Origin of the sequence: Flammeovirga kamogawensis (genome assembly GCF_018736065.1) — a bacterium.
Lineage (GTDB): Bacteria > Bacteroidota > Bacteroidia > Cytophagales > Flammeovirgaceae > Flammeovirga > Flammeovirga kamogawensis.
On sequence record NZ_CP076128.1, the window covers coordinates 260,742 to 283,859 of the forward strand.

Sequence of the window (23,118 nt, forward strand, 5' to 3'; positions counted from 1 at the left end):
GATTTTGAAAGGTGGAAGAAATTTCACCTTTTTTATTGAACAATGAAAAGAAATGAAAAATAACCAACTATTAACCTGTCTTTTATTATTAATTACCTTAAGTGTTTTTGCTCAGAATAAAGAAGTGAAATATGCTTTAAAAGAAGGTGTACATTATTATGATGAAGCAACAAGGCAAACAGATGTATACCTAAATGAACGATGTGTTGTAGATGTTTACTATCCTAAAAACAAAAAAGGTTTTCCTACAATTGTTTGGTTTCATGGAGGGGGACTTGTTAACGGTAATAAGGAAATTCCTGAAGCTTTAAAAAATAAAGGCGTAGCAGTAATTGGTGTAAATTATAGGTTATACCCAAAAGTAAAAGCACCTGTTTACATAGAAGATGCAGCTGCTGCTGTAGCTTGGGCTTTTAAAGATATTGAAAAATACGGAGGTAGTTCTGAAAAGATTTTCATTTCGGGACATTCTGCAGGAGGTTACCTTGCTAGTATGGTTGGGTTAGATAAAAAATATTTAGCTAAATACAATATTGACGCAAATGATATTGCTGGTTTAATTCCTTTTAGTGGACATTGCATTACTCACTTCACTGTAAGAGAAGAGAGAGGGATTGATGGTAAACAGCCCATAATTGATGATTTAGCACCTTTGTATCATGTGAGAAAAGACGCTCCTCCATTATTATTGATTACAGGAGATAGAGAACTTGAATTATTAGGTAGATATGAAGAAAATGCCTACATGTACAGAATGATGAAAGTAGCAGGACACACTGATACAAGAATTATGGAATTAGATGGGTATGATCATGGTATGGTTTACCCTGCACTGCCTTTGTTAATAAAAGAAGTTAATAGGGTAGTAGAACAAAATAAATAAACTTAAGCATCTTAAAAAAAGGAACTAAGCTGTTTATTTTATATAAATAGATGGATTGTGAATCTTATCAATAAATCTATCTACAAGATTTCTTGAATTGAAATGTTTTAATAACCAACCCCTGTTTTTAGCCATCATTTCTAATAAATCTCGATTAGCAATATCATCTTTAGATTGAATGATAATCTTTGTTGATTTATCAATATTCAATTCTTTTAAACAAGTGAAAATATAAAACCTATCTTGTAGAATAAATGGTTTATCAAGTTGTTCTCCATTTATGAAAAGAACAGGAATTGTCATTTTTTTTAGTTCAGAAGATACTTCATCGAGAGCAACTAATAACTTTTGAGAAGAAGGTGAACCAGATAAATTTAAATTGATACTTTTTTCGGTAATTGAAATGGAGTAGTCCATAATTGTATAGTAGAATAGAAGTGATTAAACAGATGAAAATGCTTAGTAGTACAAAAGTAGATAATAAATTCAATTTTGGTGACTTTCGTCAACTTTTTTCTGTTAATAGCTAGTTTTCTTCTTTAAACGCTAAAAAAGGAAATAACCGTCAAGTTATTTCCTTTTTTATTGATTTACATTTGAACATTTAATCGAACTTCAAATGGTTTAGGTATATTTTCGGGATCTTCTTCAACACAAGCCCTAATATCAATTTCAATACCTCTAGCAATAGTTGAAATTGGGACATCATTTCCAGAACCTTCAAAAGGATTTTCTCCTACAGTTCCAATTCTTTCCATGGTATGAAAAACCCATGATACCAAAGTTGAAAATGGGATTGAAAACCACACAAAATATTTACCAATTATAGGGAAACTTTCCGAGACAGTATGTCCAATTTTAGCAAACTCAGGAATGATTCCAAGAGGTAGTAAAAGTAAAAATATCCAAACAAAGTAAACATTTAAACTAGCATATTGCCTTGGGTAAGGGAAGTTTTTAATCCTCTCACTTTTGCCCTGTAAAGCAATTAAATCTTTTAGATGTCCTTCAAGAGCTAAAAAAGAAAATTCCCAAATCAACCCTTTTTCTTTTAATTTTCTCAAATGTTGAGATTGTAATTTTTGAATAACAGTGCATTTATTGGCTGCTTTCATTACAATAGCTAATTCACTCTCAGATAAGTATTCACTTATTGCTTCTTGTTCATCAATTTCAAACTCTGGAATATTAATTCTACTGGCCCATTCTCTATTTGTTCGATGTTCCATAAAAGTTTCCCATTGTTTTTTAGTACGCATTGCATATCGTAAAGCCGTAAGCCATGCAAGATGTCTATAAATTATAGTTAAGCGCTCTTTCTTGAGTTCATCTTCAGAAAGCTTGTTGCTATCATTAGCGTATTCATTTGTAACAGTATCGCTTACAAGAATAGAAAATGAGCGAGATGAATTAACTATACCTCCCCAAATTTTTCGTCCTTCCCATAATCTATCATAAACTGCATTGTTTCTAAAACCAACAACAAACGCAACGGCAGTACCAACAAGAGCAATTGGAGTCCATGGAAGAACTAACCATTTTTGGGCAAAAATTACGTAGGCTACAGTAGGGATACTTGCAATAAGAATAAATAGTAAAGTTTCATGCCTAGTCCAAAAGGTCATGTCTTTAATAGAATAATACTTCTTTATTAGCATATAAATTGAGTTAGAGATTTAATATGGAATATTCTATCTAAATTATCAATTTATCTGTTTAAATCAATTCTTTTATTCAATTCATCTTGAATAGAAAGCCTCATTTCTAATTGTGTTTTATTTTCATTAGTAGGAAACCAAGTAGCAGTTTTAGAAGATCCATCCTTTAAAGTAAATTCAATACTTGAAGCACTAATACTATGAGTAAAACATTGAAACCTTACGATGTTATCATATCTGACATTTGTAGTTTTCCATTTAAAATTAAATGTGAAGTGTTCTTTTTCAAAGCAGATAAACTTGAAAGACCAAGCTTTTTTTGGTTTAAATAGGAATGTAGGCATCTTGTTTTGAGAATTCAATCAAGCACTTTTGAAGTGTTGGCATAAGCATTATTTGATCCTGTTTTGTAATTCTCTTAAAAAAGCATCAACCACAACTTGTTGTTCTTGAATTAAAAAACTTTGAAACCATTTTATTTTAGTGGTTTTGTCATTATGTAATTCAAGATTTAAGTATGTAATGTTGTATTTGTTGGGTTTAATAGTAAAGCTTTTTATAGACGAAAGGGTTACTTTATGTATTTTGTATAGACCTAATTTTATATAAATATAATCTTCGTCTATACTCAGAAAAGTATTAAAACGAGAATACTTTTTGGGTTGGTATTTACTAAGAAGATATGTTCCGGGTATAATACTTAGTTCTACTATTTGAGTTGAAGTTTCAAGAGCATCCCATAAATTAAAATAATCTAGTCCATAGGTGTACAATAAATAACTAACACTTATCATTTCTATTCCTAATAATAAAAGCGAACCTTTTTCAACGATATTTCTTAGTTTTTTTAATTTGTCATCAATGTTTTTATGTGAAATATCTATTCCATTTCTATCCACTGGGATTTAGATGCATTTATTGGAAGTATAAAAAGTAAGTTCAGATTTATCATTAGCAATTAGTGAAGAGGTTTTTGGCATTTTATAGTTTAAGTTGGTTGATCAAAGATAGTTAATTTTGATCTTATTGAGTTATTAAATTTTGTATGAACCCCTATTGCATAGTTCCATAATTAGGTGTTGGATCATAGTCATTAGGAGGGATAATCAGTAAATCGTAATTATCTATTTCTTCTTTGATATCTCGATATTGTTTTATTCCGATTAAGGAAATTTTTCCATTTTGAATATCTTTAGAAATTGAATTTAGGTCAATAATTGTCCATTGATCTTTTTGACCAAACTGAGTAAATAAATGAAGGTATTTCATATACTCGGTATTATTGTCAGAGTAAGCTGGTTTAAAATGAATATTGATACTTTTTGTGCCATTTAATGTTGCAAGTTCTTCAGTTAAGGCTCCTATGTCATAATTACCCAAAGAAATTGCTTTTTTACCAGCATGTAATCCCCCAATTTTGATAAAATATTTTGAATTTGGTTTCTGGACTTCATTTGTAGAGTATTGTTTTAAAAAGTACTCTCTAATAAGCATTACACGATCTTTATGAGATCTACGGTAATTAGTATAAATATCCCAACTTATGGTTAAATCATTTAAAATTTGAAATGCGACAGTATCCTTTTCGGTGAAAAAATTAGAAAACTTATGAAAGTTTTTATTTGATTTTATCTCTTCAAAAATTTTAATTTTTTTATTTTGATCTTTAATGTATAAAGCTATAATATCTTGTTTTGCTTTATACCAGGTTTCTTGTATTTTTTCAAAGTCAGGTCTATAATTAACTTGAGAAACAATTTCATCTCCTAAAAATAAAACAGCAGTATAAAACTCCTGATCACACCCCCATATTTCGAAGTTATTTTTTGCTAAATCTTCTAAAAATAAAGCATCCCCCTTATTATCTAAAAAAGGAATAACAGTGTTATCTATTTTTTTGAAATAATTTTCTGTGTAGAAGTTGTATAAATCTTTAGTGATATTTTCACTGTCTTTAGTGATATCTCTAATTTTTTTTGCTGAATTAGGCCCAATTTCAAAAACAGCGACATCAAATTTATTTTCTTTTAGAACAGGAATAAGTGTTTTTGTGAATTTTGAAATTTGAGAAGAACCATGATATTCACCTAAAATTAAAAATTGAGCTAACGAAATTTTATATTCAAGTAATTTAGCTCCTTCACCATAAAATTTGTTTTTCTGAATATTGAAATGAAAAGTATGTTTTGATATATACTCTTTATTTAGGGTAGTATATCTATTTCCATCTTCTTGAGAGAAAGCATTCTTTGTTGAAAAAAGAGCCAACATAATGAATAATAAAATGGTTAGTTGCATTGGTTTATTAGTTTTTTGAATTAGATTTTGAAGGGATATCCACAAAGATCGAACCAATGACAAACAGTCGTGACAACGAAGAACTTATAAATTTACTTCAAAATAATGCCCAATATCACCCTTAAAGTATTTCTCATTTACAAAACAATTACGATATTTGCGTGATCTATACCCTAGGGTATAATCTAAACAGAAAATAATTAGACAATTTCATTCAATAATCAATGGGATTTAAGGAATACAAAGGACTCGATCTAGTAGCTGCGAATAAAGAAATTCGTAAGTATTGGGAAGAGAACAATATCTTCGATAAATCGGTCTCAACGAGATCAGGAAATCCATCTTTCGTGTTTTATGAAGGGCCTCCTTCTGCAAACGGTGCGCCTGGTATTCACCACGTGATGGGCCGTGCAGTAAAGGATCTTTTCAATAGATATAAGACATTAAAAGGATTTGAAGTAAAACGTAAAGCAGGCTGGGATACTCACGGTTTACCGGTAGAGTTGAAGGTAGAAAAAGAGCTTGGTATTACTAAAGAAGATATTGGTAAGAAAATTTCTGTTGATGATTACAATGCTGCTTGCCGTAAAACCGTAATGGAGTTTAAGGAGCAGTGGGATGAGTTAACAAGACAAATGGGATATTGGGTAGATTTAGATACGCCTTATATCACTTTTGAGAAAAATTACATGGAGTCCGTTTGGTACCTCTTAAAAGAGTTATACAAAAAGGATTTAATATATAAAGGATATACTATCCAACCATTTTCTCCAGCAGCAGGTACTGGGTTAAGTTCTCACGAATTAAACCAGCCAGGTGCATATAGAGATGTGACGGATACAACAATTACAGCTCAGTTTAAAGTAGTAAAAGACGATAACTCTTCTGCTTTATTCTCTGATGTACACGGAGATTTATTCTTCTTAGCTTGGACAACTACTCCTTGGACGTTATCATCTAATGCTGCTTTAGCAGTAGGTAACAACATTGATTATGTTAAAGTGCAAACGTACAATGCTTATACACATGAGCCTGTTACTGTAATCTTAGCAAAAAATCGTTTAAATGCTTATATAAACAAAAAGCAATTAGACGCTGATTTTGATGCTTACGAAGCTGGCACTAAACTTATTCCTGCTCGTGTTGTAGGAGAGGTGAAAGGCAAAGATTTAGTAGGTGCTAAATATGAGCAGTTATTACCTTATGTTACTCCAGAAGGTAAAGCTTTTGAAGTAATTCCTGGCGATTTTGTAACTACTGAAGATGGTACTGGTATTGTGCATATTGCCCCAACTTTTGGTGCAGATGACCAGAGAGTAGCCAATCTTGCAGGAATTGCTCCTGTTGTAGTTTTTGATGAAAAAGGTGAACCACTTCCACTTGTGGATAAAACAGGTCGTTTTGTAAAAGAAATGGGCGAGTTTGGTGAGCAATTCATTAAAGCAGAATACGAAGGTGATGCAGTAACTGCAGACAAGTCTTACAAATCTATGGATGTTCGTCTTGCAATTAAATTGAAGACAGAAAATAGAGCATTTTTAGTAGCCAAATATGTCCATAGTTACCCACACTGTTGGAGAACTGACAAACCTGTATTGTACTACCCGTTAGACTCTTGGTTTATCCGTACTACAGCGGTTAAAGATCGTTTAGTAGAACTAAACAAAACTATAAACTGGAAGCCGAAAGCAACTGGTGAAGGACGCTTTGGTAACTGGTTAGAAAACTTAGTAGACTGGAACCTTTCTCGTTCTCGTTATTGGGGTACTCCACTTCCAATTTGGAGAACGGAAGACGGTACGGAAGAAATCTGTATTGGTTCGGTTGCTGAATTAGGTGAAGAGGTAAAGAAAGCTGTGAAAGCAGGTGTAATGCCAAGAGATCCTAAATATATTACTAAAGACGATGAGTTGACTGAAGAGTTTGACTTGCACCGTCCGTATGTAGATGATATCGTTTTAGTGTCTAAAAATGGTGTTCCAATGAAACGTGAGTTAGACTTGATCGACGTTTGGTTCGACTCAGGAGCTATGCCTTACGCACAATGGCATTATCCATTCGAAAATAAAGAGATCTTTAAAGGATCTTTCCCTGCAGATTTTATTGCTGAAGGTGTTGACCAAACACGTGGTTGGTTCTTTACTTTGCATGCAATTGCTGGAATGACTCAAGATAGCATTGCTTATAAAAATGTTGTATCTAATGGTTTAGTATTGGATGCAAAAGGAGCAAAAATGTCTAAACGTGTAGGTAACGTAATTAATCCATTCGAAACAATGGACGAACACGGTGCAGATGCTACACGTTGGTACATGATATCAAATGCTAACCCTTGGGATAATCTTAAATTTGATTTAGAAGGAGTTAAAGAGACAAAACGTAAGTTCTTTGGTACTCTTTATAATACATATTCATTCTTCTCATTGTATGCAAACTTGGATAATTTCACTTATTCAGAAGCAGAAATTCCAATGGAAGAGCGTCAAGAATCTGATCGTTGGATTTTGTCTCGTTTAAATACTTTAATTAAGGAAGTAGATGAGGCATTAAATGAATACGAGCCAACAAAAGCGGCAAGAGCTATCCAAACATTTACTTTGGAAGACATGTCGAACTGGTACGTACGTTTAAACCGTAAGCGTTTCTGGAAAGGAGATTACGCTACAGATAAGATCTCAGCATACCAAACGTTGTATACTTGTTTAGAAACAATTTCTCAATTAATGTCGCCAATTGCGCCATTCTTCTCAGATAGATTGTTCCAAGATTTGAATGCAGCTACGAAGAAAGATACTTCAGAATCTGTGCATATCTCTAACTTCCCAGAAGTAAACGAGGCATTGATTGATGTAGACTTAGAAGAAAAAATGCGCTTGGCACAAGTAATTTCATCTCTTACGCACTCAATCCGTAAGAAAGAGAAATTGAAAGTACGTCAGCCATTACAAAGAATATTGATTCCAGATGTAAATGCAAAAGTTACTGCTCAAATTAAAGCTGTACAAGATGTAATTGCATCGGAAGTAAACATTAAAGAAATTGACTTCTTAACAGAAGAAAATGAAGGAATGTTTGTGAAACACATCAAACCAAATTTTGCTACTCTTGGTAGGAAATATGGAAAATTGATGAAAGGAATCTCTGCTCAGATTAATCAAATGTCTCAGGACGATATCAAAGCTATTGAAACAAATAAAGGAACAACTTTAGACGTTGATGGTAATGAGGTTGTTTTAGGAATAGAAGATGTATTGATTACTTCTGATGATATCCCAGGTTGGTCTATGGCGAAAGATCAAGGTGTTACAGTAGCACTTGATATTACGCTTACAGAAGAACTTAAAAAAGAAGGTATTGCTCGTGATATTGTAAATAGAGTACAAAATATCCGTAAGGAATTAGGACTTGAAGTACAAGATAAAATTAATATCGTTGCAGAAAAAGGTGATGAGTTAGTTAACGCAGCGTTAGCAACTTTTGGTTCTTATATCTGTGATGAGACACAGGCTTTATCTTTAACTGTTGAGGATACTGTTACAAATGCAATAGTTGTAGATCTTGATGGTGTAGAAGTTAAACTAAGTGTAAGTAAATAATTACTTACTTTAGGTATAAATAAAAAACGGACAGTGCGAAAGTACTGTCCGTTTTTTTCTTTACAAGAATTATGAAAAATAGAGGTAATCCCTAGTAAATAAATCAGGTATTACTTTATTTCAATAAAGCATCTGTTAATCTTTGTTTGTAAGGTGGTTCTATCATAGATCCATGACCTCCATTAGGTATGCCATATACTGTTGCTCCCTTACCTGTTAAAAAGTTAATCTCTTCGTTTGTTAATCTTCCAACAGGTTCGTCTTTTTCGCCGTATGCATACACTACATTGCTTAAGTCTTTATTTTTTAGAAGAGTAGTATATCTATTTCTACCAAAACCAGCTTGTAATCTCATTTTAGCATAAACTTCTTCTTTTTCAGTTTTTGTTACATCAGAAGTAAAATGACGTTCAGTAAGTGTTACACCATCTCTAAAATAGTAACCTCTTCTTTCGTTAAATTCTTGCCAAAGTTTGTTAGGAAAATCCAGACGACCAGCCATTATTAAATACTTCTTTGCTATGTTTTTATGTTTTGCAATTAAGGCAGGAATTAAAATCGCTCCAAAAGAATGTCCTACTATATAAACTTCTTTTCCCTCATCCTGAAAATGTTCTGCAACTCTCTGAAGAATTTCGACAGAAACATCATTTTCTTTGATTGCCTGTTCTACAGTTAAATTTAATTTAGCATCAATAACAGCAGGATTTAATGAGTTTGATTGATGTACATAAACTTCATGATACATTGATAATTCTAGATCATCAAAATAAGAAGTATCAAGGTCTTGATCAGGACCACCATTAGAATAAAGAATTACTTTATTTGAAGATAAATTACCTTTTTCTTTATACAATTTAGTGATATCAGAAGGTATCTGAGTGGTCTCATGACTTACAGATATTTCTTCGTCTTTTTTACATGACGAAATAAATAATAATAAACTCAATAAACTGATGAGAGATAAATGTCTTATTTTCATACTATTAATTGTTAGTGTTTTGATTTACACTAAAGACATCTAACTAATAATTGAAGACATTTTGTTAAGACTTATTATTCTTTTAAAAAATTAGCCTCTTTAAGTTACTCCAAAGAATAGATAATGAATTTCATTAATTACTTAATATACCATATTGTTTATTGCACTTTATTCTATTTCTAAAGTTGTTGTTTTACCATCGGGGTCAACCCAATCTATTTTCCAAAGGTTAATATTCTCGGAAACGACTTTAGGAAGATCTATTTCAAATACATCTTGGTTCTTCTTACCAATAGCTTGTTTGGCTTTTAAAATAATCACTTTTTTCTCTTTGTCAAAAGTAGCATTTACCTCATAAATGAGTAAAGCAGAGTTCTTTATAGAGTTGTATGTTTTTACTTTTAGTTGATTATTTTTAATGAGTAACTCAGGTTTGTTACTCATTTCTGCATAAAAAACTCCTTGTTCACCAATAGATGAACAGGCCCCTAATAGAATAGCAATTAGAGGGAATAAAACTTGTTTGGAAAAACTAGACTTACGATACAAGTAACTCATTTTAATAATCATTATTTAGCTGTTTTGATACCAAAAATAATAGGATGAGTCTCATCATTACCTTCAAAATCTTCATTATACCCATGTTTTAAAATACCAGAGTGAAGAACTGTCATGCCTTGTTCTAAGAAAATATTTTCGTATTCTTTTAAAGAATAATTTTCCCAAAACATCTCTACGCCAAAGAAATCGTCTTCAGTATAACCTTCTTCATTTAAAGTGGCTAATGTTAATAGAAAATAGCCTCCAACTTTTAGACCTTTTGCCATTTTATTAAATAGCTTTAATTGCTCTTCTTTTTTCAAATGGAAGATAGCGTAATAGCTTACAATAGCATCCCAATAGTTTTCTTGAAAATCAAAAGTTGAAATATCTGAACAAATAAAGTGAGCATTTGGGATATTTATTTTTGCGTTTTCAATTTGTTTTTCAGAGATATCTACTCCAGTTAATTGAAATTTAGATAGGATTTTAGAGACTGGAACACCATTTCCACAACCTAAATCCAATACTTTAGCATTTTGATCTACAAGTTTATCAGTTAATAATTTTAAGGAAGGTTCTGTTTTTTTATTGCGAACTTTAGAATAATCTGATGAACATTTATTGTAGCCATCTTTTACTACCTTTTTATGGTCGAAATTTTTATCCTTTATATTTTTCATTGTTGTATATTTTTGATTGTCAACCATACATATAAGTAAGAGTAAACAATAATGGGTGTGTTTTTTTTGAGATTTTGAAATAGAATAGGTTTATCAATAAATATAGAATAATCTTTTTAGAGTATACTATCAAATTAAAGAGTAATTTAGTTATTGATGAGATTCGATGTATTCTACTATAAAACGTTTCTTTCATCTCAATAAAAGTATTACAATTCAAAAGGCTTATAATTGAAAATGATTGATTAGAAGACCAATTTTTCCGAATGTTTAAAATATACAATTTCTTCTATTACTTGCTTCATACTTTTGTATTACTTAAACAGTTTAGAATTCGATAAATAATCAAAAAAATAAGAATATGAATAATAAAAATCTAGCATCATTCAGTGTACCCTTTAATACAACTACCTTATTTTTATTTTCAACATCTGGTAGTCAATCATCAATAGAAAAACACAATAAAGCTCTACATTCATTATCTGCAAATTTGACTTATTTTACATTCCCTCATAAAATTAGTGCAAAAGAATATGCTAATTTATTAAAGTCACCCATAACTAGAGGGGGAGCAGTTACAGGGCAAGGGTTAAAATCAGAAATAATACCATTCCTTGATGAAACAGAAGCATTGGCACAAAATACAGGAGCAGTAAATACGGTAGTAAACAGAAATGGGAAACTCTATGGTTATAATACAGATGCATTTGGTTTTGAAACTGCTGTAAAAAAGCATATTAAAGAATCTGGGTTGGAAATAAATAATGCAGTTATCTATGGCAATGGTGGGGTCTCAGGAGTGGCTTCGTATGTGTTGAAAAATATGGGGATTAATGTGACAATGAGGGGTAGGAATCAGGATAAAGTTAATAAAAAGATGAAAGAGCTTAAATTAACTGATTTTTCTGGGCCCTTTGATTTGGTAGTAAATGCGACACCAATGTCATCCTATCAATTAAGTGAAGTTGCTGGATTTCTGGAAATACTGGACGGTTCTAAAATGGTTTTTGATCATAATATGCCTGAAAAAGATAATAAAATAAATTACCTAGAACAATTTTGCCTAAAGACCAATACGCATTTTATTCCAGGAAAAGAGATGTATGTACCTCAAATGATTAAGCAATGGAAACTTTTTATGGATGGAGTGCAAGATATTTCTGGTAATGCACTAGAAATATCTGAAGATGATATAAAAAGGCATTGGAATGTTTAAACTTTAATTGACTTAACTTATCAAATTACCATACATCAATTTATAAGAATGTAATAACCTACATCTTTGTATCAGTTAGGTAAGTAATAGTAATTAATTTCATGAGTAGATATTCTATTTGTGATGAAAAACATAACCCGGAAACCTAATAGATTCAATTTCTGTTTGTTTTAAAAACTTATATGGTCCAAGTGAAAACTTGGACTTTTTTTATTATCATAAGTCAATTTTTATTAATTGAAAACACTTCATTTTTGGTTTATGAAAAATGAAATTAAAATGAGAAATAATATGAAAACAATAGTTCTTTTTGGAGCAACAGGAGCTACAGGTTCAATTTTACTTGAACAGCTTATTAACGATAATCAAATAAAAAAAATAATAACTTTTACTAGACAAAAACTTGATGATAATGATAAGGTAGTTCAATATATCTTAAAAGATTTTACTCAATTAGACTCCATAAATATTAATGCCGACAGTGTTGTTACTTGTTTGGGTACTACATTAAAAAAAGCAGGTTCTATTGAAGCTTTTGAGAAAATAGATAGAGACCTTATCTATCAAATAGCCCTTTGGACGAAAAATAATCAGATAAAAGAATTTCACACTTTAAGTTCTGTGGGAGCAAGCACAAAAGCATCAAATTATTATTTACGTGTAAAAGGCGAAATGCAAGAGCTAGTAAAAGGCGTAGAGATTGAAAATACTGTTTTTTATCAACCATCATTATTAAAAGGGGCAGATAGAAAAGAATTTAGATTGAAAGAATCTGCAAGTCAATTCTTTTTTCAATTAATAGCTGACGTATCACCAACATTTGAGAAATATGCTCCAGTAGATGTTAAAGAAATGTCAACTTTTATTCATCAAAATCTATTTAAGAATAACCATGGTGTTACTTTTTATTCGTCATCAGAAATTAATAGTGTTTCTTTTTTAAGTGGAATAGAGTATTTTAATAAAGAAAAAATAGTAGCTAAATATCTGTTTTTACTAGGAGGTATTATTGCTGCTATTCAAGCCGTAATCTACTCATTATCATCATCTATTTTTATTAAAGGAATAAGTATTTCTATTTTAGTTACATCGATATTGGCTTTTATGGTTGGAGGTGTGATTTTAATTCAAATACCTCATTACATAAGTTCATTAAAAAAAGAGCTTGATTTAGGGACTCCTTTCGTAGAAGCACTAAGAATTAGTAAGGTGATCAAAACATTTAATAGATTACTTACATCTGAACTTCTTACATTAGTAGGAGGAACTATTTTAGGATTCGGTTTTAGCAATCAATTATTACAGGGGATAGGGTTCGGTGCGGTTTTCTCAGCATTTACGTTATTATTAATTGATACAAACTTAATATCGAATGCTAAAAAATATAATAACTGGTTTTTAACAGAAGCATATAAATGATTACAACAGTTGCAGGATATTGGTTAATTCTAGGAACCCTTTTTGGACTTTGCATTTGGAAAGTTTATTTGGGAGCTATTATATGTAGTGTAGTAGGTTTTTCTTTTCTAGAAATGCTTGTTTATACAAATGTACCAGTAATACTATCTGTAGTAGTTACTTATTTTCTGGGTCAACAAATTCTGCAATTATTTAATAATAAGAAGAATGGTTTTGATAAAAGGTTAAGGAAAGTTGTAGTGTTGTGGAATAAATATGGTTTTATATCTGCAGCTATTTTGGCACCTGTTCTTTTAGGAATACCTGTTTTTATAACTATCGGTTTACGTTTAAAAGAACCTTTTTCAAAACTTTTCTTTTCGGTGCTTACAATGTCTGTTTTATGGACCTCATTACTATATATTTTTACAGATTATTTAAGTTTGACTGAGTATTTTGATGTGAGTAGTTATTTATAAAAGGAGTGTAAACAAACTAATCTTTGTTAAAGTAATCTATAAAGTTGAGTATCATTTTGTTAAATTATTTACTTTTGGTTTAGAATTTAACAGTTTCGTTTTTAATTATGAAAAAACTCCTTTTAACACTATCACTTTTAAGTATTTCTCTCTTTTCTTTAGCAAATCAAGGTACACCTTTATCAAAAGAAGATGCTATAGAAGAATTACAACAAATAATGATGACCAGTGAAGTAAACTCTGGTAGTCTTGTTGAATTGAAATATTATGTAGAAAATGGGAATGTAAACTTTGATGATTATATATATATAGCTCAATTGCTTCAAGAGTATCCAGTCTACACTGCCTCATTATTAGAATCTGCACGTCAAATATCATTTTCGAGACGAGATACACCAGTTTATAAAGAATTAATAGAGTTGCCATTTTTAGATCTAGCTTCTAAATATTCGGCAGATATAAAGAAATTATTAGTTGATGCTCTAAGATGTAGAAATGCTGAAGATGATGCAAAGTTACAATTACAAATAGATGCTTTAATTGCTAAATGCCATTATAAATCTATGGACGAGTTTAAGCTTGCACAGAAGTAATTAGAATCATGTATATTGCTTTTGATTTTAACTGCTAATTTGTTTTTTATCAAAGAGTAAGAGGATGTGTATGGATTTTGGTCGTCTAAAAGATATTTCAAAAGTAGATTTTTCACTTCCCGAAGAAGATCAATATTCTAAATTGATGTTTAGAAATCACCCTAATTTTGTCAATTCTTTTACATTTAGGCTGGGTGCTCCAGCATGGTCTTGTGCCGATTGGAAAGGAAAAATATACCCTGATAAAGCACAAGCACCAACTTTTCTACATTACTATGCTCAACATTTTGATACAATTGAGCTAAACTCTACACACTACGGTATTCCAAAAGAAAGCACTCTTATAAAATGGAGGTCTACTGTTGGAGATAATTTTAGATTTAGTCCAAAGTTTCTACAATCGGTAAGTCATAGAAAAAGACTAAAAAATAGTAAAGACGATGTTCTAGAATTTACTGATCAGATGTTAGCATTAGGAGATAATTTGGGTTATTCATGGGTGCAGTTACCCCCAGATTTCACTACAAAAGAAGCAAGTACTTTATTTCAATTTCTTGATCTATTTCCCAAAAATTACAAGTTAGGGGTAGAGCTACGTCACTCTTCTTGGTTTACTGATGAAGTGATGCTAAATGCATTGTCAGAAACCCTTACAGATAAAGGGTATGCCTTGGTGATTACAGATGTGGCAGGGAGAAGAGATGTGTTACATATGCGGATCACTACTCCTGTTTTAATGGTGCGGTTTGTTGGGAATGAATTACATGAAACAGATTTTAAAAGAGTAAATGATTGGAGAGAAAGAATTGCTTCTTTTAAAAGACAAGGTTTACAAGAAGTGTATTTTTTCGGACATCAACCAGAAGATATTCTTTGTCCTGAGTTAGGAAATTATATTGGTAAAGATTTTACAAAACATCGAATTTCTGATTTTACCTACCCAATTATTAGAGAAAAGTTAGAACAACAGTCACTTTTTTGATCTAGTTACAAGCATTGACATAGTTTATTTGCTAATTGGAAATTACTCCTTTACATTTGCCCAAACAAAATGTGAAATCTCCGAAGTATGTCTTCTCGTACACAAACCAAATTTATTTTTGTCACAGGTGGGGTTACCTCATCATTGGGCAAAGGAATTATTTCAGCTTCCTTAGGTAAACTATTACAAGGAAGAGGCTATTCAGTTACTATTCAGAAGTTCGATCCATATTTAAATATAGATCCAGGAACAATGAACCCGTATGAGCATGGCGAATGCTATGTTACAGATGATGGGGCAGAAACTGATTTAGATTTAGGACACTATGAACGTTTCCTGAATGTACCAACATCTCAATCTAATAATGTAACTACAGGTAGAGTTTATAATAATGTAATTACAAAAGAACGTGAAGGTGCTTATTTAGGTAAAACTGTTCAAGTTGTACCTCATATTACAGATGAAATTAAAAGAAATTTTTACAAAGTTGCTGAGAATGGTGAATACGATATCGTAATTACTGAAATCGGTGGTTGTGTAGGAGATATAGAAGCGTTACCTTTTATTGAGGCTGTTCGTCAGGCTCGTTTAGAATTAGGTGCTTCTAGGTCAATGGTTATTCATTTAACTTTAGTTCCTTATTTAAGAGCTGCAGGCGAATTGAAAACTAAACCTACTCAACACTCTGTAAAGCAATTATTAGAAGCAGGAGTTCAGCCAAATATTCTGGTATGTCGTACAGAACACCATATCCCAATGGAAATGCGTCGTAAGATTGCATTGTTCTGTAATGTAGATTTAAATGCAGTAATTGAATCTTGTGATGCATCTACAATTTATGATGTGCCATTATTGATGCAAAAAGAGAAACTTGATGAAATCGTTTTGATGAAATTAAGTCTTCCTGCTTATCAAGATCCTAACCTTGATAATTGGTTATCTTTCTTGAAAAAGTTGAAAAACCCTCAAGGAGAATTAAGAATTGGTCTTGTAGGTAAGTATGTTGAATTACCTGATGCATACAAATCTATCGTTGAAGGATTTATTCACGCAGGTGCTGTAAACGAAGTAAAAGTAAAATTAGAGTACATTAAAGCAGAAGATCTAGATAATAGAGAAGAAGCTGTACGTATTATTACTGATCTTGATGGTGTGCTTGTTGCTCCAGGTTTTGGAGAAAGAGGTATGGAAGGTAAAATCAATACATGTAGTGTTGCGAGAGAACATAAAGTACCATTCTTTGGTATTTGTTTAGGTATGCAATCTGCTGTTATTGCGTTTGGTCGTGATATGGTTGGTCTTACTGGTGCAAACTCTTCTGAAATGGATAAAGAAATTACTTATCCAGTAATTGATTTAATGGAAGATCAAAAGAACCTATCTCAAATGGGAGGTACTATGCGTTTAGGTGCATATCCTTGTGAGTTGAAAGAAGGTTCTAAAGCAATTGCTGCTTATGGTACTCCAAAAATTTCTGAAAGACATAGACATAGATATGAATTTAATAATGAGTATCTAAAACAATATGAAGCTGCAGGTATGATTGCAACAGGTATTAACCCTGCCTCTGGGTTAGTAGAAATTGTAGAGATTACCGATCACCCTTATTATGTTGGTGCACAATTCCACCCAGAATATAAGAGTACAGTAGAGAATCCTCATCCTTTATTTGTTTCATTTGTGAAAGCTGTTAAGGAATTGAAAAATAGTAAAGGAGATGTAGTTACAGCGTAATTACATTAACATATAAAAAAAAGCCCTTGCGTAATGAACAGCAAGGGCTTTCTTTTTTACATTATTTTATTGCCTTTTTGGTTATATATATCTTGAAATAATGTAAATTTGCAAGCATTTTAACGAATTCTGACTTTTTAGGGTCAATTCTGTAAAATCGAAAAAATACTAAGAATTATAAAAATGGATAAAAATCAGACAACAGGATTTTTGTTATTATCTGCATTACTAATCGGGTATATGTTTTTCTTTCAGCCAGAAGAGCCGATCGAAACAACAAATACTACTACAACTGAAGTAGTTGATAATACACAACAGTCTACTAACACAGCAATCACGCAACCGAAAGCAGTAATCGAAGGAGATTCTGTATTAATGCAAAAATATGGTGTTTTCGGAACGCTAATGGGTGGCGAAAGTAAAGAGGTTGTTTTAGAAAACGATAAAGTTAAAGTAACGCTTAACGCTAAAGGTGGTAACGTTAAATCTGTATTGTTAAAAACATATCAGACATACGACAAGAAGCCTTTATTTCTTATAGATGAAAATTCATATAAGGTAAATGAGACGATACCAACTCAGTACGGTGCAATCGATCTTAATGCTTTACATTATACAACTCAAGTTACAGGTAATACTGTAGAGATGATCGCTTCTGATAAAAACGGGAACGAATTATTAAGAAGAGTTTATACTTTAGAAGATAATAGTTATGTAGTAGATTATAACTTGAAATTTACTGGTGCAAAGCCATTTATTCAAGGTCAAGTTATCACATACCTTTGGAAAGATGATATGAAGTCTGTTGAGAAGGATATGAAAACTTCTCGTCAGAAAACAACAGTAAATTACTTTACTAAAAAAGGAGACTTTGATTACTTATCAATGACTTCGACTTCTAAAGAGGAAGAAGCAATCTCTGCTCCTTTAACATGGGTTTCTGCTAAACAGAAATTCTTTAATGTTGCATTTATTACAGATCAGCAATTTAATGCTGCTAACCTAGTAATTGATTATAATGAAGATGATGAATCTATTGTGAAAACAGCAGACATCTCATTACAAATTCCTATCAATACTTTAGAAGCAGCAAATTTAAGATATTACTTTGGACCAAACGATTATAGAGTTTGTGAACAAGTAGCAGAAGGTTTTGAAGATAATGTATACTTAGGTTGGTCATGGACTACTCCTTTGAGTAAGTATATCTTCATTCCAATTTTTGAGTTCTTAGAAGGATATGGTTTAAACTATGGTTTAATCATCTTTATTATGGTGGTTTTAGTGAAGTCGTTACTTTATCCACTTACTTTTAACTCGTACAAATCTATGGCTAAAATGCGTTTGCTAAAGCCTGAAATGGATGAGTTAAAAGAGAAGTATGGTGAAGACCAAATGAAGATTCAGTCAGAAACGATGAGTCTTTACCGTAAGGTAGGTGCAAACCCATTGAGTGGTTGTATTCCAATGTTGGCACAAATGCCATTCTTTGTAGCTTTATATAATTTCTTCCCAAATGCACTTCAATTAAGAGGACAATCTTTCTTATGGGCGGATGATTTATCAACATATGATTCGGTTTTAAACTTACCATTCTCTATTCCAGCATATGGTGATCACGTATCATTATTTACTTTATTGTGGGCTGTATCAATGGTAGGTTATACATACTTCCAAAACCAATCTCAAGTTCAAACGAACCCACAGATGAAGTACGTATCTTATTTATCTCCGGTATTCTTCTTGTTCTTCTTTAACAGTATGGCAGCAGGTTTAACGTATTACTACTTTGTATCTAACTGTATTACTATTGTTCAACAAATTATGTCTAAGAAATTTGTCAATGAAGACAAGATTCGTAAGATTATGGATGAGAACAAAAAGAAAAATGCTAACAAGAAAGCAGGTGGCTTTGCAGCTCGTTTAGATGATGCAATGAAAGCAAAGCAAAAAGATCAATTAGAGCAAAAGAAAAAAGGTGGTAAAAAATAATTACCTTTTTAAATGTTTATAGTAAAAAGGCATTTGTCCATTATGGATAGATGCCTTTTTACGTATATTATAAGGTGTTTTAGATTGCAATTTTAAAAAACCTTATAAAAAAAGAAACACCTATAAAAATAGGTGTTTCTAAACAACATTATCGTCAAATGAATAGAGTGTGTATATAAAATTCTTTTAAGTCTTTTATAGTTTACATTATAATGACAATTTATTAATCTTAGTGGACAAAAAAAAGTCAATTATTTTTCAAAAAAAATTAAAATGAGTGGAATTTATCTTCATGTTCCTTTCTGTAAGCAGGCATGTCACTATTGTGATTTTCATTTTAGCACTTCTTTAAATACTAAGAATGAGGTAATTAAAGCAATGATGCTTGAGCTAGAATTACAAAAAGAGTATTTGAAAACTCCTGTAGAAACAATTTATTTTGGAGGTGGAACTCCTTCAATTTTATCTTATAGTGAATTAGAATTACTGTTAAATAAAGTTTACCAGCAAAATAATATTAGCTCTGGAAATGTGGAGGTCACATTAGAAGCAAATCCTGATGACCTTTCAAAAGAAAAACTCCAAGAATTAAAGCAATTAGGAGTTAATAGACTAAGTATAGGATTGCAATCATTTCATGAACCTCATCTAAAATTAATGAATAGGGCACATAATGCACAGGAAAGTTTAGATTGTGTAAAATTGGCTCAAGATAATGGCTTTGATAACATTACTATTGATTTGATTTATGGTATTCCAGCAGATACTCATGAAATTTGGCATAAAGACTTACAGACGGCTATAGATTTAAAAGTTCCTCATATCTCATCTTATTGTTTGACGGTAGAACCAAAAACGGCTCTAGGGCATTGGACTAAAACAGGTAAGTTTACACCTGCAGATGATGAGTTTGGAGCACTTCAATTTGAATATCTTGTAGAAACTTTAAAAAAGGAAGGTTACGAGCATTATGAAATTTCAAATTTTGCAAAACCAGGTCACTATTCTCAGCATAATAGTGCGTATTGGCAAGGAAAACAATACTTAGGCATCGGTCCTGGAGCACATTCTTTTGATGGCTTACAAACAAGACAATATAATGTATCTAATAATCCAAAATATGCAAAGTCTCTATTAGAGAAAAATATTTTGCCTTGTGAAATAGATAATCTTACTAAAGAAGATGGTATTAATGAATATCTATTAACTACTTTAAGAACGAGCTGGGGATGTAACTTAAACCATTTACGTGATGTTTATGGATTTGATTTGCGTAAAGAAAAAGAAGCGGAATTATCAGAAATGGAACAGAAAGACTGGATAATTTGGCATAAAGATATTTTAATTCTTTCTGAAAAAGGGAAGCTATTTGCAGACCAAATATCAAGTGACTTATTTGTCTAGTCAAGAATAGTTAATTTGGTTGAATAATAGCATACGTTCGTTGAATAGATTTATTTAATTCATATTATTCTATTTCCTTTGTTCTAACTTAATTTATTAATCAATTTATACTCATCAATGAAAAAGGTAATTATCTTTCTCTTATTTTTTGTTACCGGATTAAATACATGGGCTCAACGCCCTTCTGGTAAAGGAGGAAGACCTCCAGGTCAACGACCAAAAATAGGTACAGTAACAGGTAAAGTGATCGATGCAGATGCAAAACAACCTTTAGAATTTGTAACTGTTGCGTTGTACTCAATGCGAGATTCTAGTTTTATAACAGGTGCATCAACAGATGTTCAAGGTAGGTTTAAAATAACAGAAGTTCCAGTAGGTAAAATGTTTGCCAAAGTTACTTTTATTGGTTTTGAAGAAAATAACTCGGCTCCATTTACAATTAAACCTGATAATAAAGAGCAATTCTTAGGTAATCTAATTTTATCTCCATCGGCTAAAAGCCTTGACGAGGTTACTGTAACCGCGGAAAGAGATGCAATGGAAATTGGAATAGATAGAAAAACCTTTAACATTGGTCAGGATCTAACAACAGTTGGAGGGTCTATGACTGATGCATTGAAAAATATTCCATCTATAGATGTTGATTCAGAAGGTACATTAAGTTTAAGAGGAAGTAGTAATGTAACTATTTTTATTGATGGCAAACCTTCTAATTTAACGAGTTCATCTGATGCAGATATTTTAGATCAAATTCCTGCTAGTTCAATAGAAAGAGTGGAAGTGATTACTAATCCATCTGCTAAATATGATCCAGAAGGAACAAGTGGTATTATAAATATCGTTTTGAAGAAAGATAGAAAAGGAGGGGTAAATGGTAATGCATCTGTAACTGTAGGTAACAATAATAAGTATAATGCTTCAATTGGTGTAAATGCAAGAATTAGTAAAGTTAATGTCTTTGCAAATTATTCTGGACGTTATCAGGATAGATATGCAGATAAAACACAAACACAGAATAATTTTAATGATCAAGGTGATTTTACAGATTACAATCAGCAGTTTACTCATAGAGAAGATAATAGACAGTCACATATGTTAAAGACTGGTTTTGATTTTGATATCAATGATTATAATAACATCTACTTTTCTGCCCTTTTTAATACAGGTGAAAGAACAAAAGATGAAAATTTAGATATTCATTATTTATTACCTGATGATACGCAAATTGAACGAATCAATAGAATAAATAAAACGGCAAGCGACGATAAAAATCAAGAATACAATTTTGGATACAGAAAGACATTTGTGAACCCTAAACAAACACTTGATATATCTGGGCAATATTCTGATGGGACAAGAACTACAGATGGTAATTACAATGAATACCAATATGTGAATGGAACAATCGGTTCATCGCCAATTTTAGAACAGAGAAATACAAATCCTACAAATAGTAAAATTTACCTTGGGCAAATTGATTATGTTCAACCCATAGGTGATAATGGAACGTTAGAGACAGGTTGGAAAACTACAGGAAGAGATATTCAATCTGATTTTTATTCTGAAAGTTTAGCAGGAAATGGAAATTGGACACCTGATGATTCCTTGAATAATAATTTCAATTATCAAGAACAAATTCATGCCTTTTATGTAATGTATCGTCATGAATTTGGTAAGTGGGGTATCCAAGGTGGTTTAAGAGCTGAACAGGCTTATACAACATCTCATTTAGAAGATAATGCAGTTACAGAGGAGCAGAAGGTAGATAATAATTATTTTGCTTTATATCCTACGCTTCATATTGCCTATAAATTTCAAGAAGCTAGAGAGTTATCACTTGGTTATAGTAGAAGAGTAAATAGACCACGAGGAAGAATGTTAAATCCTTTTCCAGATTACGCAAACCCTCAATCTTTAAGACAAGGTAACCCTTATTTAAAACCTGAATTTATTGATGCCATAGAAGCAACCTATCAACATGGATGGGATAAAGTAACATTAACGGGATCGTTGTATTATAGATATACACACGATGCAATGCAAAGGGTACAAAGTGCTAGACCGGATGGTGTTATGGTAATGACATGGGATAATGTGGAAAGCAGCCAGAGTTATGGAGCAGAAGCTATAGCATCTTACAATATGACAGATTGGTGGAAATTTTCTGGTAGTGCCAATGTTTATAACCTATTAATATCTGGATCATCTGGAGATTTAGATTTATCGAATCAAGCATGGGCTATGACGGGTAAGGTCACCTCATCAACTAATCTTACAAAAACACTTTCTTTACAAGTTTCTGGTAGATTGAGTTCACAGAGAGCTACAGCACAAGGTTATATTGCTCCAATGGGTGGTGTAGATGTTGCAGTTTCTCAGAAATTATTTAAAGGAAAAGGAACATTACAAGCTAGAGTTACAGATGTATTTAATACTTATAAATTTAATGTGTACAGTGAAGGGATAGGTTTTAATTCTGATATGACTTACGATTGGGAGTCAAGAGTAGGGTATCTTACATTTTCTTATAGATTTGGTAAATCTGGTAATAAGCCAAGAAAAAAAGGAAAAAGTGGAGGTAAACCTTCTGGTGGAGGAATGGATATGATGGAATAATTATTATAAACCTTGATAGATGATTTAAGTTATTTATCAAGGTTTTTTTATGAAGTTATTAATT

19 protein-coding genes are annotated in these 23,118 nt (G+C 31.6%); 11 read left to right on the top strand and 8 right to left on the bottom strand.

Features of this window, described 5'->3' with window-relative positions; translation table 11 throughout:
- Window positions 1-52: 52 nt before the first annotated feature.
- Window positions 53-883, top strand: a complete 831-nt coding sequence (locus tag KM029_RS01010; protein WP_144074934.1) for an alpha/beta hydrolase — start codon at window positions 53-55, stop codon at window positions 881-883.
- Window positions 884-916: 33 nt separating this feature from the next.
- Here the strand turns inward: KM029_RS01010 and KM029_RS01015 are convergent, their stop codons facing one another.
- The 5 genes from KM029_RS01015 to KM029_RS01035 all read right to left on the bottom strand — a co-directional run bounded on the left by KM029_RS01015 (window position 917) and on the right by KM029_RS01035 (window position 4,839).
- Entirely contained in the window at window positions 917-1,300 is a 384-nt protein-coding gene (locus tag KM029_RS01015) for a hypothetical protein (protein ID WP_144074935.1), read from the bottom strand.
- A gap of 173 nt (window positions 1,301-1,473) precedes the next feature.
- The gene (locus tag KM029_RS01020; protein WP_144074936.1) at window positions 1,474-2,541 is read right to left on the bottom strand and encodes a bestrophin family protein; all 1,068 of its coding nucleotides are present in this window, start codon (window positions 2,539-2,541) and stop codon (window positions 1,474-1,476) included.
- A gap of 50 nt (window positions 2,542-2,591) precedes the next feature.
- Window positions 2,592-2,885, bottom strand: a complete 294-nt coding sequence (locus KM029_RS01025) for a hypothetical protein (RefSeq protein WP_144074937.1) — start codon at window positions 2,883-2,885, stop codon at window positions 2,592-2,594.
- A 48-nt stretch (window positions 2,886-2,933) separates the two neighbouring features.
- Entirely contained in the window at window positions 2,934-3,440 is a 507-nt protein-coding gene (locus tag KM029_RS01030; RefSeq protein ID WP_144074938.1) for a hypothetical protein, read from the bottom strand.
- A gap of 154 nt (window positions 3,441-3,594) precedes the next feature.
- Window positions 3,595-4,839: a hypothetical protein gene (locus tag KM029_RS01035; RefSeq protein WP_144074939.1), complete on the bottom strand. Its 1,245-nt coding sequence runs from the start codon at window positions 4,837-4,839 to the stop codon at window positions 3,595-3,597.
- Window positions 4,840-5,063: 224 nt separating this feature from the next.
- On the opposite strand from KM029_RS01035, the gene ileS reads away from it, so the two are divergent.
- Window positions 5,064-8,435, top strand: a complete 3,372-nt coding sequence (ileS, locus tag KM029_RS01040) for an isoleucine--tRNA ligase (protein WP_144074940.1) — start codon at window positions 5,064-5,066, stop codon at window positions 8,433-8,435.
- Window positions 8,436-8,550: 115 nt separating this feature from the next.
- Here the strand turns inward: ileS and KM029_RS01045 are convergent, their stop codons facing one another.
- The 3 genes from KM029_RS01045 to KM029_RS01055 all read right to left on the bottom strand — a co-directional run bounded on the left by KM029_RS01045 (window position 8,551) and on the right by KM029_RS01055 (window position 10,640).
- Window positions 8,551-9,417: an alpha/beta hydrolase family protein gene (locus tag KM029_RS01045; protein WP_144074941.1), complete on the bottom strand. Its 867-nt coding sequence runs from the start codon at window positions 9,415-9,417 to the stop codon at window positions 8,551-8,553.
- Window positions 9,418-9,585: 168 nt separating this feature from the next.
- The gene (locus KM029_RS01050) at window positions 9,586-9,975 is read right to left on the bottom strand and encodes a hypothetical protein (protein ID WP_144074942.1); all 390 of its coding nucleotides are present in this window, start codon (window positions 9,973-9,975) and stop codon (window positions 9,586-9,588) included.
- Between the two features lie 11 nt (window positions 9,976-9,986).
- Entirely contained in the window at window positions 9,987-10,640 is a 654-nt protein-coding gene (locus tag KM029_RS01055; RefSeq protein ID WP_158631118.1) for a class I SAM-dependent methyltransferase, read from the bottom strand.
- Between the two features lie 361 nt (window positions 10,641-11,001).
- On the opposite strand from KM029_RS01055, the gene KM029_RS01060 reads away from it, so the two are divergent.
- From KM029_RS01060 to KM029_RS01100, 9 genes are all read left to right on the top strand, one after another.
- Window positions 11,002-11,856 (top strand): shikimate dehydrogenase family protein, encoded by an 855-nt coding sequence (locus KM029_RS01060; protein WP_144074944.1) that lies wholly within the window; start codon window positions 11,002-11,004, stop codon window positions 11,854-11,856.
- A gap of 291 nt (window positions 11,857-12,147) precedes the next feature.
- A complete protein-coding gene (locus tag KM029_RS01065) occupies window positions 12,148-13,275 on the top strand; it encodes a Rossmann-fold NAD(P)-binding domain-containing protein (protein ID WP_144074945.1) in 1,128 nt (375 codons plus the stop codon).
- The gene (locus KM029_RS01070) at window positions 13,272-13,733 is read left to right on the top strand and encodes a hypothetical protein (protein ID WP_144074946.1); all 462 of its coding nucleotides are present in this window, start codon (window positions 13,272-13,274) and stop codon (window positions 13,731-13,733) included. Before KM029_RS01065 ends, KM029_RS01070 begins: the two co-directional genes overlap by 4 nt.
- Before the next feature lie 107 nt (window positions 13,734-13,840).
- Complete coding sequence (locus tag KM029_RS01075; protein WP_144074947.1) at window positions 13,841-14,326, top strand: hypothetical protein; 486 nt, start codon at window positions 13,841-13,843, stop codon at window positions 14,324-14,326.
- Between the two features lie 70 nt (window positions 14,327-14,396).
- On the top strand, window positions 14,397-15,308 hold the full coding sequence (locus tag KM029_RS01080) for a DUF72 domain-containing protein (RefSeq protein WP_158631119.1): 912 nt from the start codon (window positions 14,397-14,399) through the stop codon (window positions 15,306-15,308).
- A gap of 87 nt (window positions 15,309-15,395) precedes the next feature.
- Window positions 15,396-17,042 carry a CTP synthase gene (locus KM029_RS01085; RefSeq protein WP_144074949.1) on the top strand — a complete coding sequence of 549 codons (1,647 nt, stop codon included), beginning with the start codon at window positions 15,396-15,398 and terminating at the stop codon, window positions 17,040-17,042.
- 183 nt (window positions 17,043-17,225) lie between these two features.
- Complete coding sequence (gene yidC / locus KM029_RS01090; RefSeq protein ID WP_144074950.1) at window positions 17,226-19,034, top strand: membrane protein insertase YidC; 1,809 nt, start codon at window positions 17,226-17,228, stop codon at window positions 19,032-19,034.
- 273 nt (window positions 19,035-19,307) lie between these two features.
- Entirely contained in the window at window positions 19,308-20,438 is a 1,131-nt protein-coding gene (hemW, locus tag KM029_RS01095; RefSeq protein ID WP_144074951.1) for a radical SAM family heme chaperone HemW, read from the top strand.
- 117 nt (window positions 20,439-20,555) lie between these two features.
- Window positions 20,556-23,054 (top strand): TonB-dependent receptor domain-containing protein, encoded by a 2,499-nt coding sequence (locus KM029_RS01100; protein ID WP_144074952.1) that lies wholly within the window; start codon window positions 20,556-20,558, stop codon window positions 23,052-23,054.
- The last annotated feature ends 64 nt before the right edge of the window (window positions 23,055-23,118 follow it).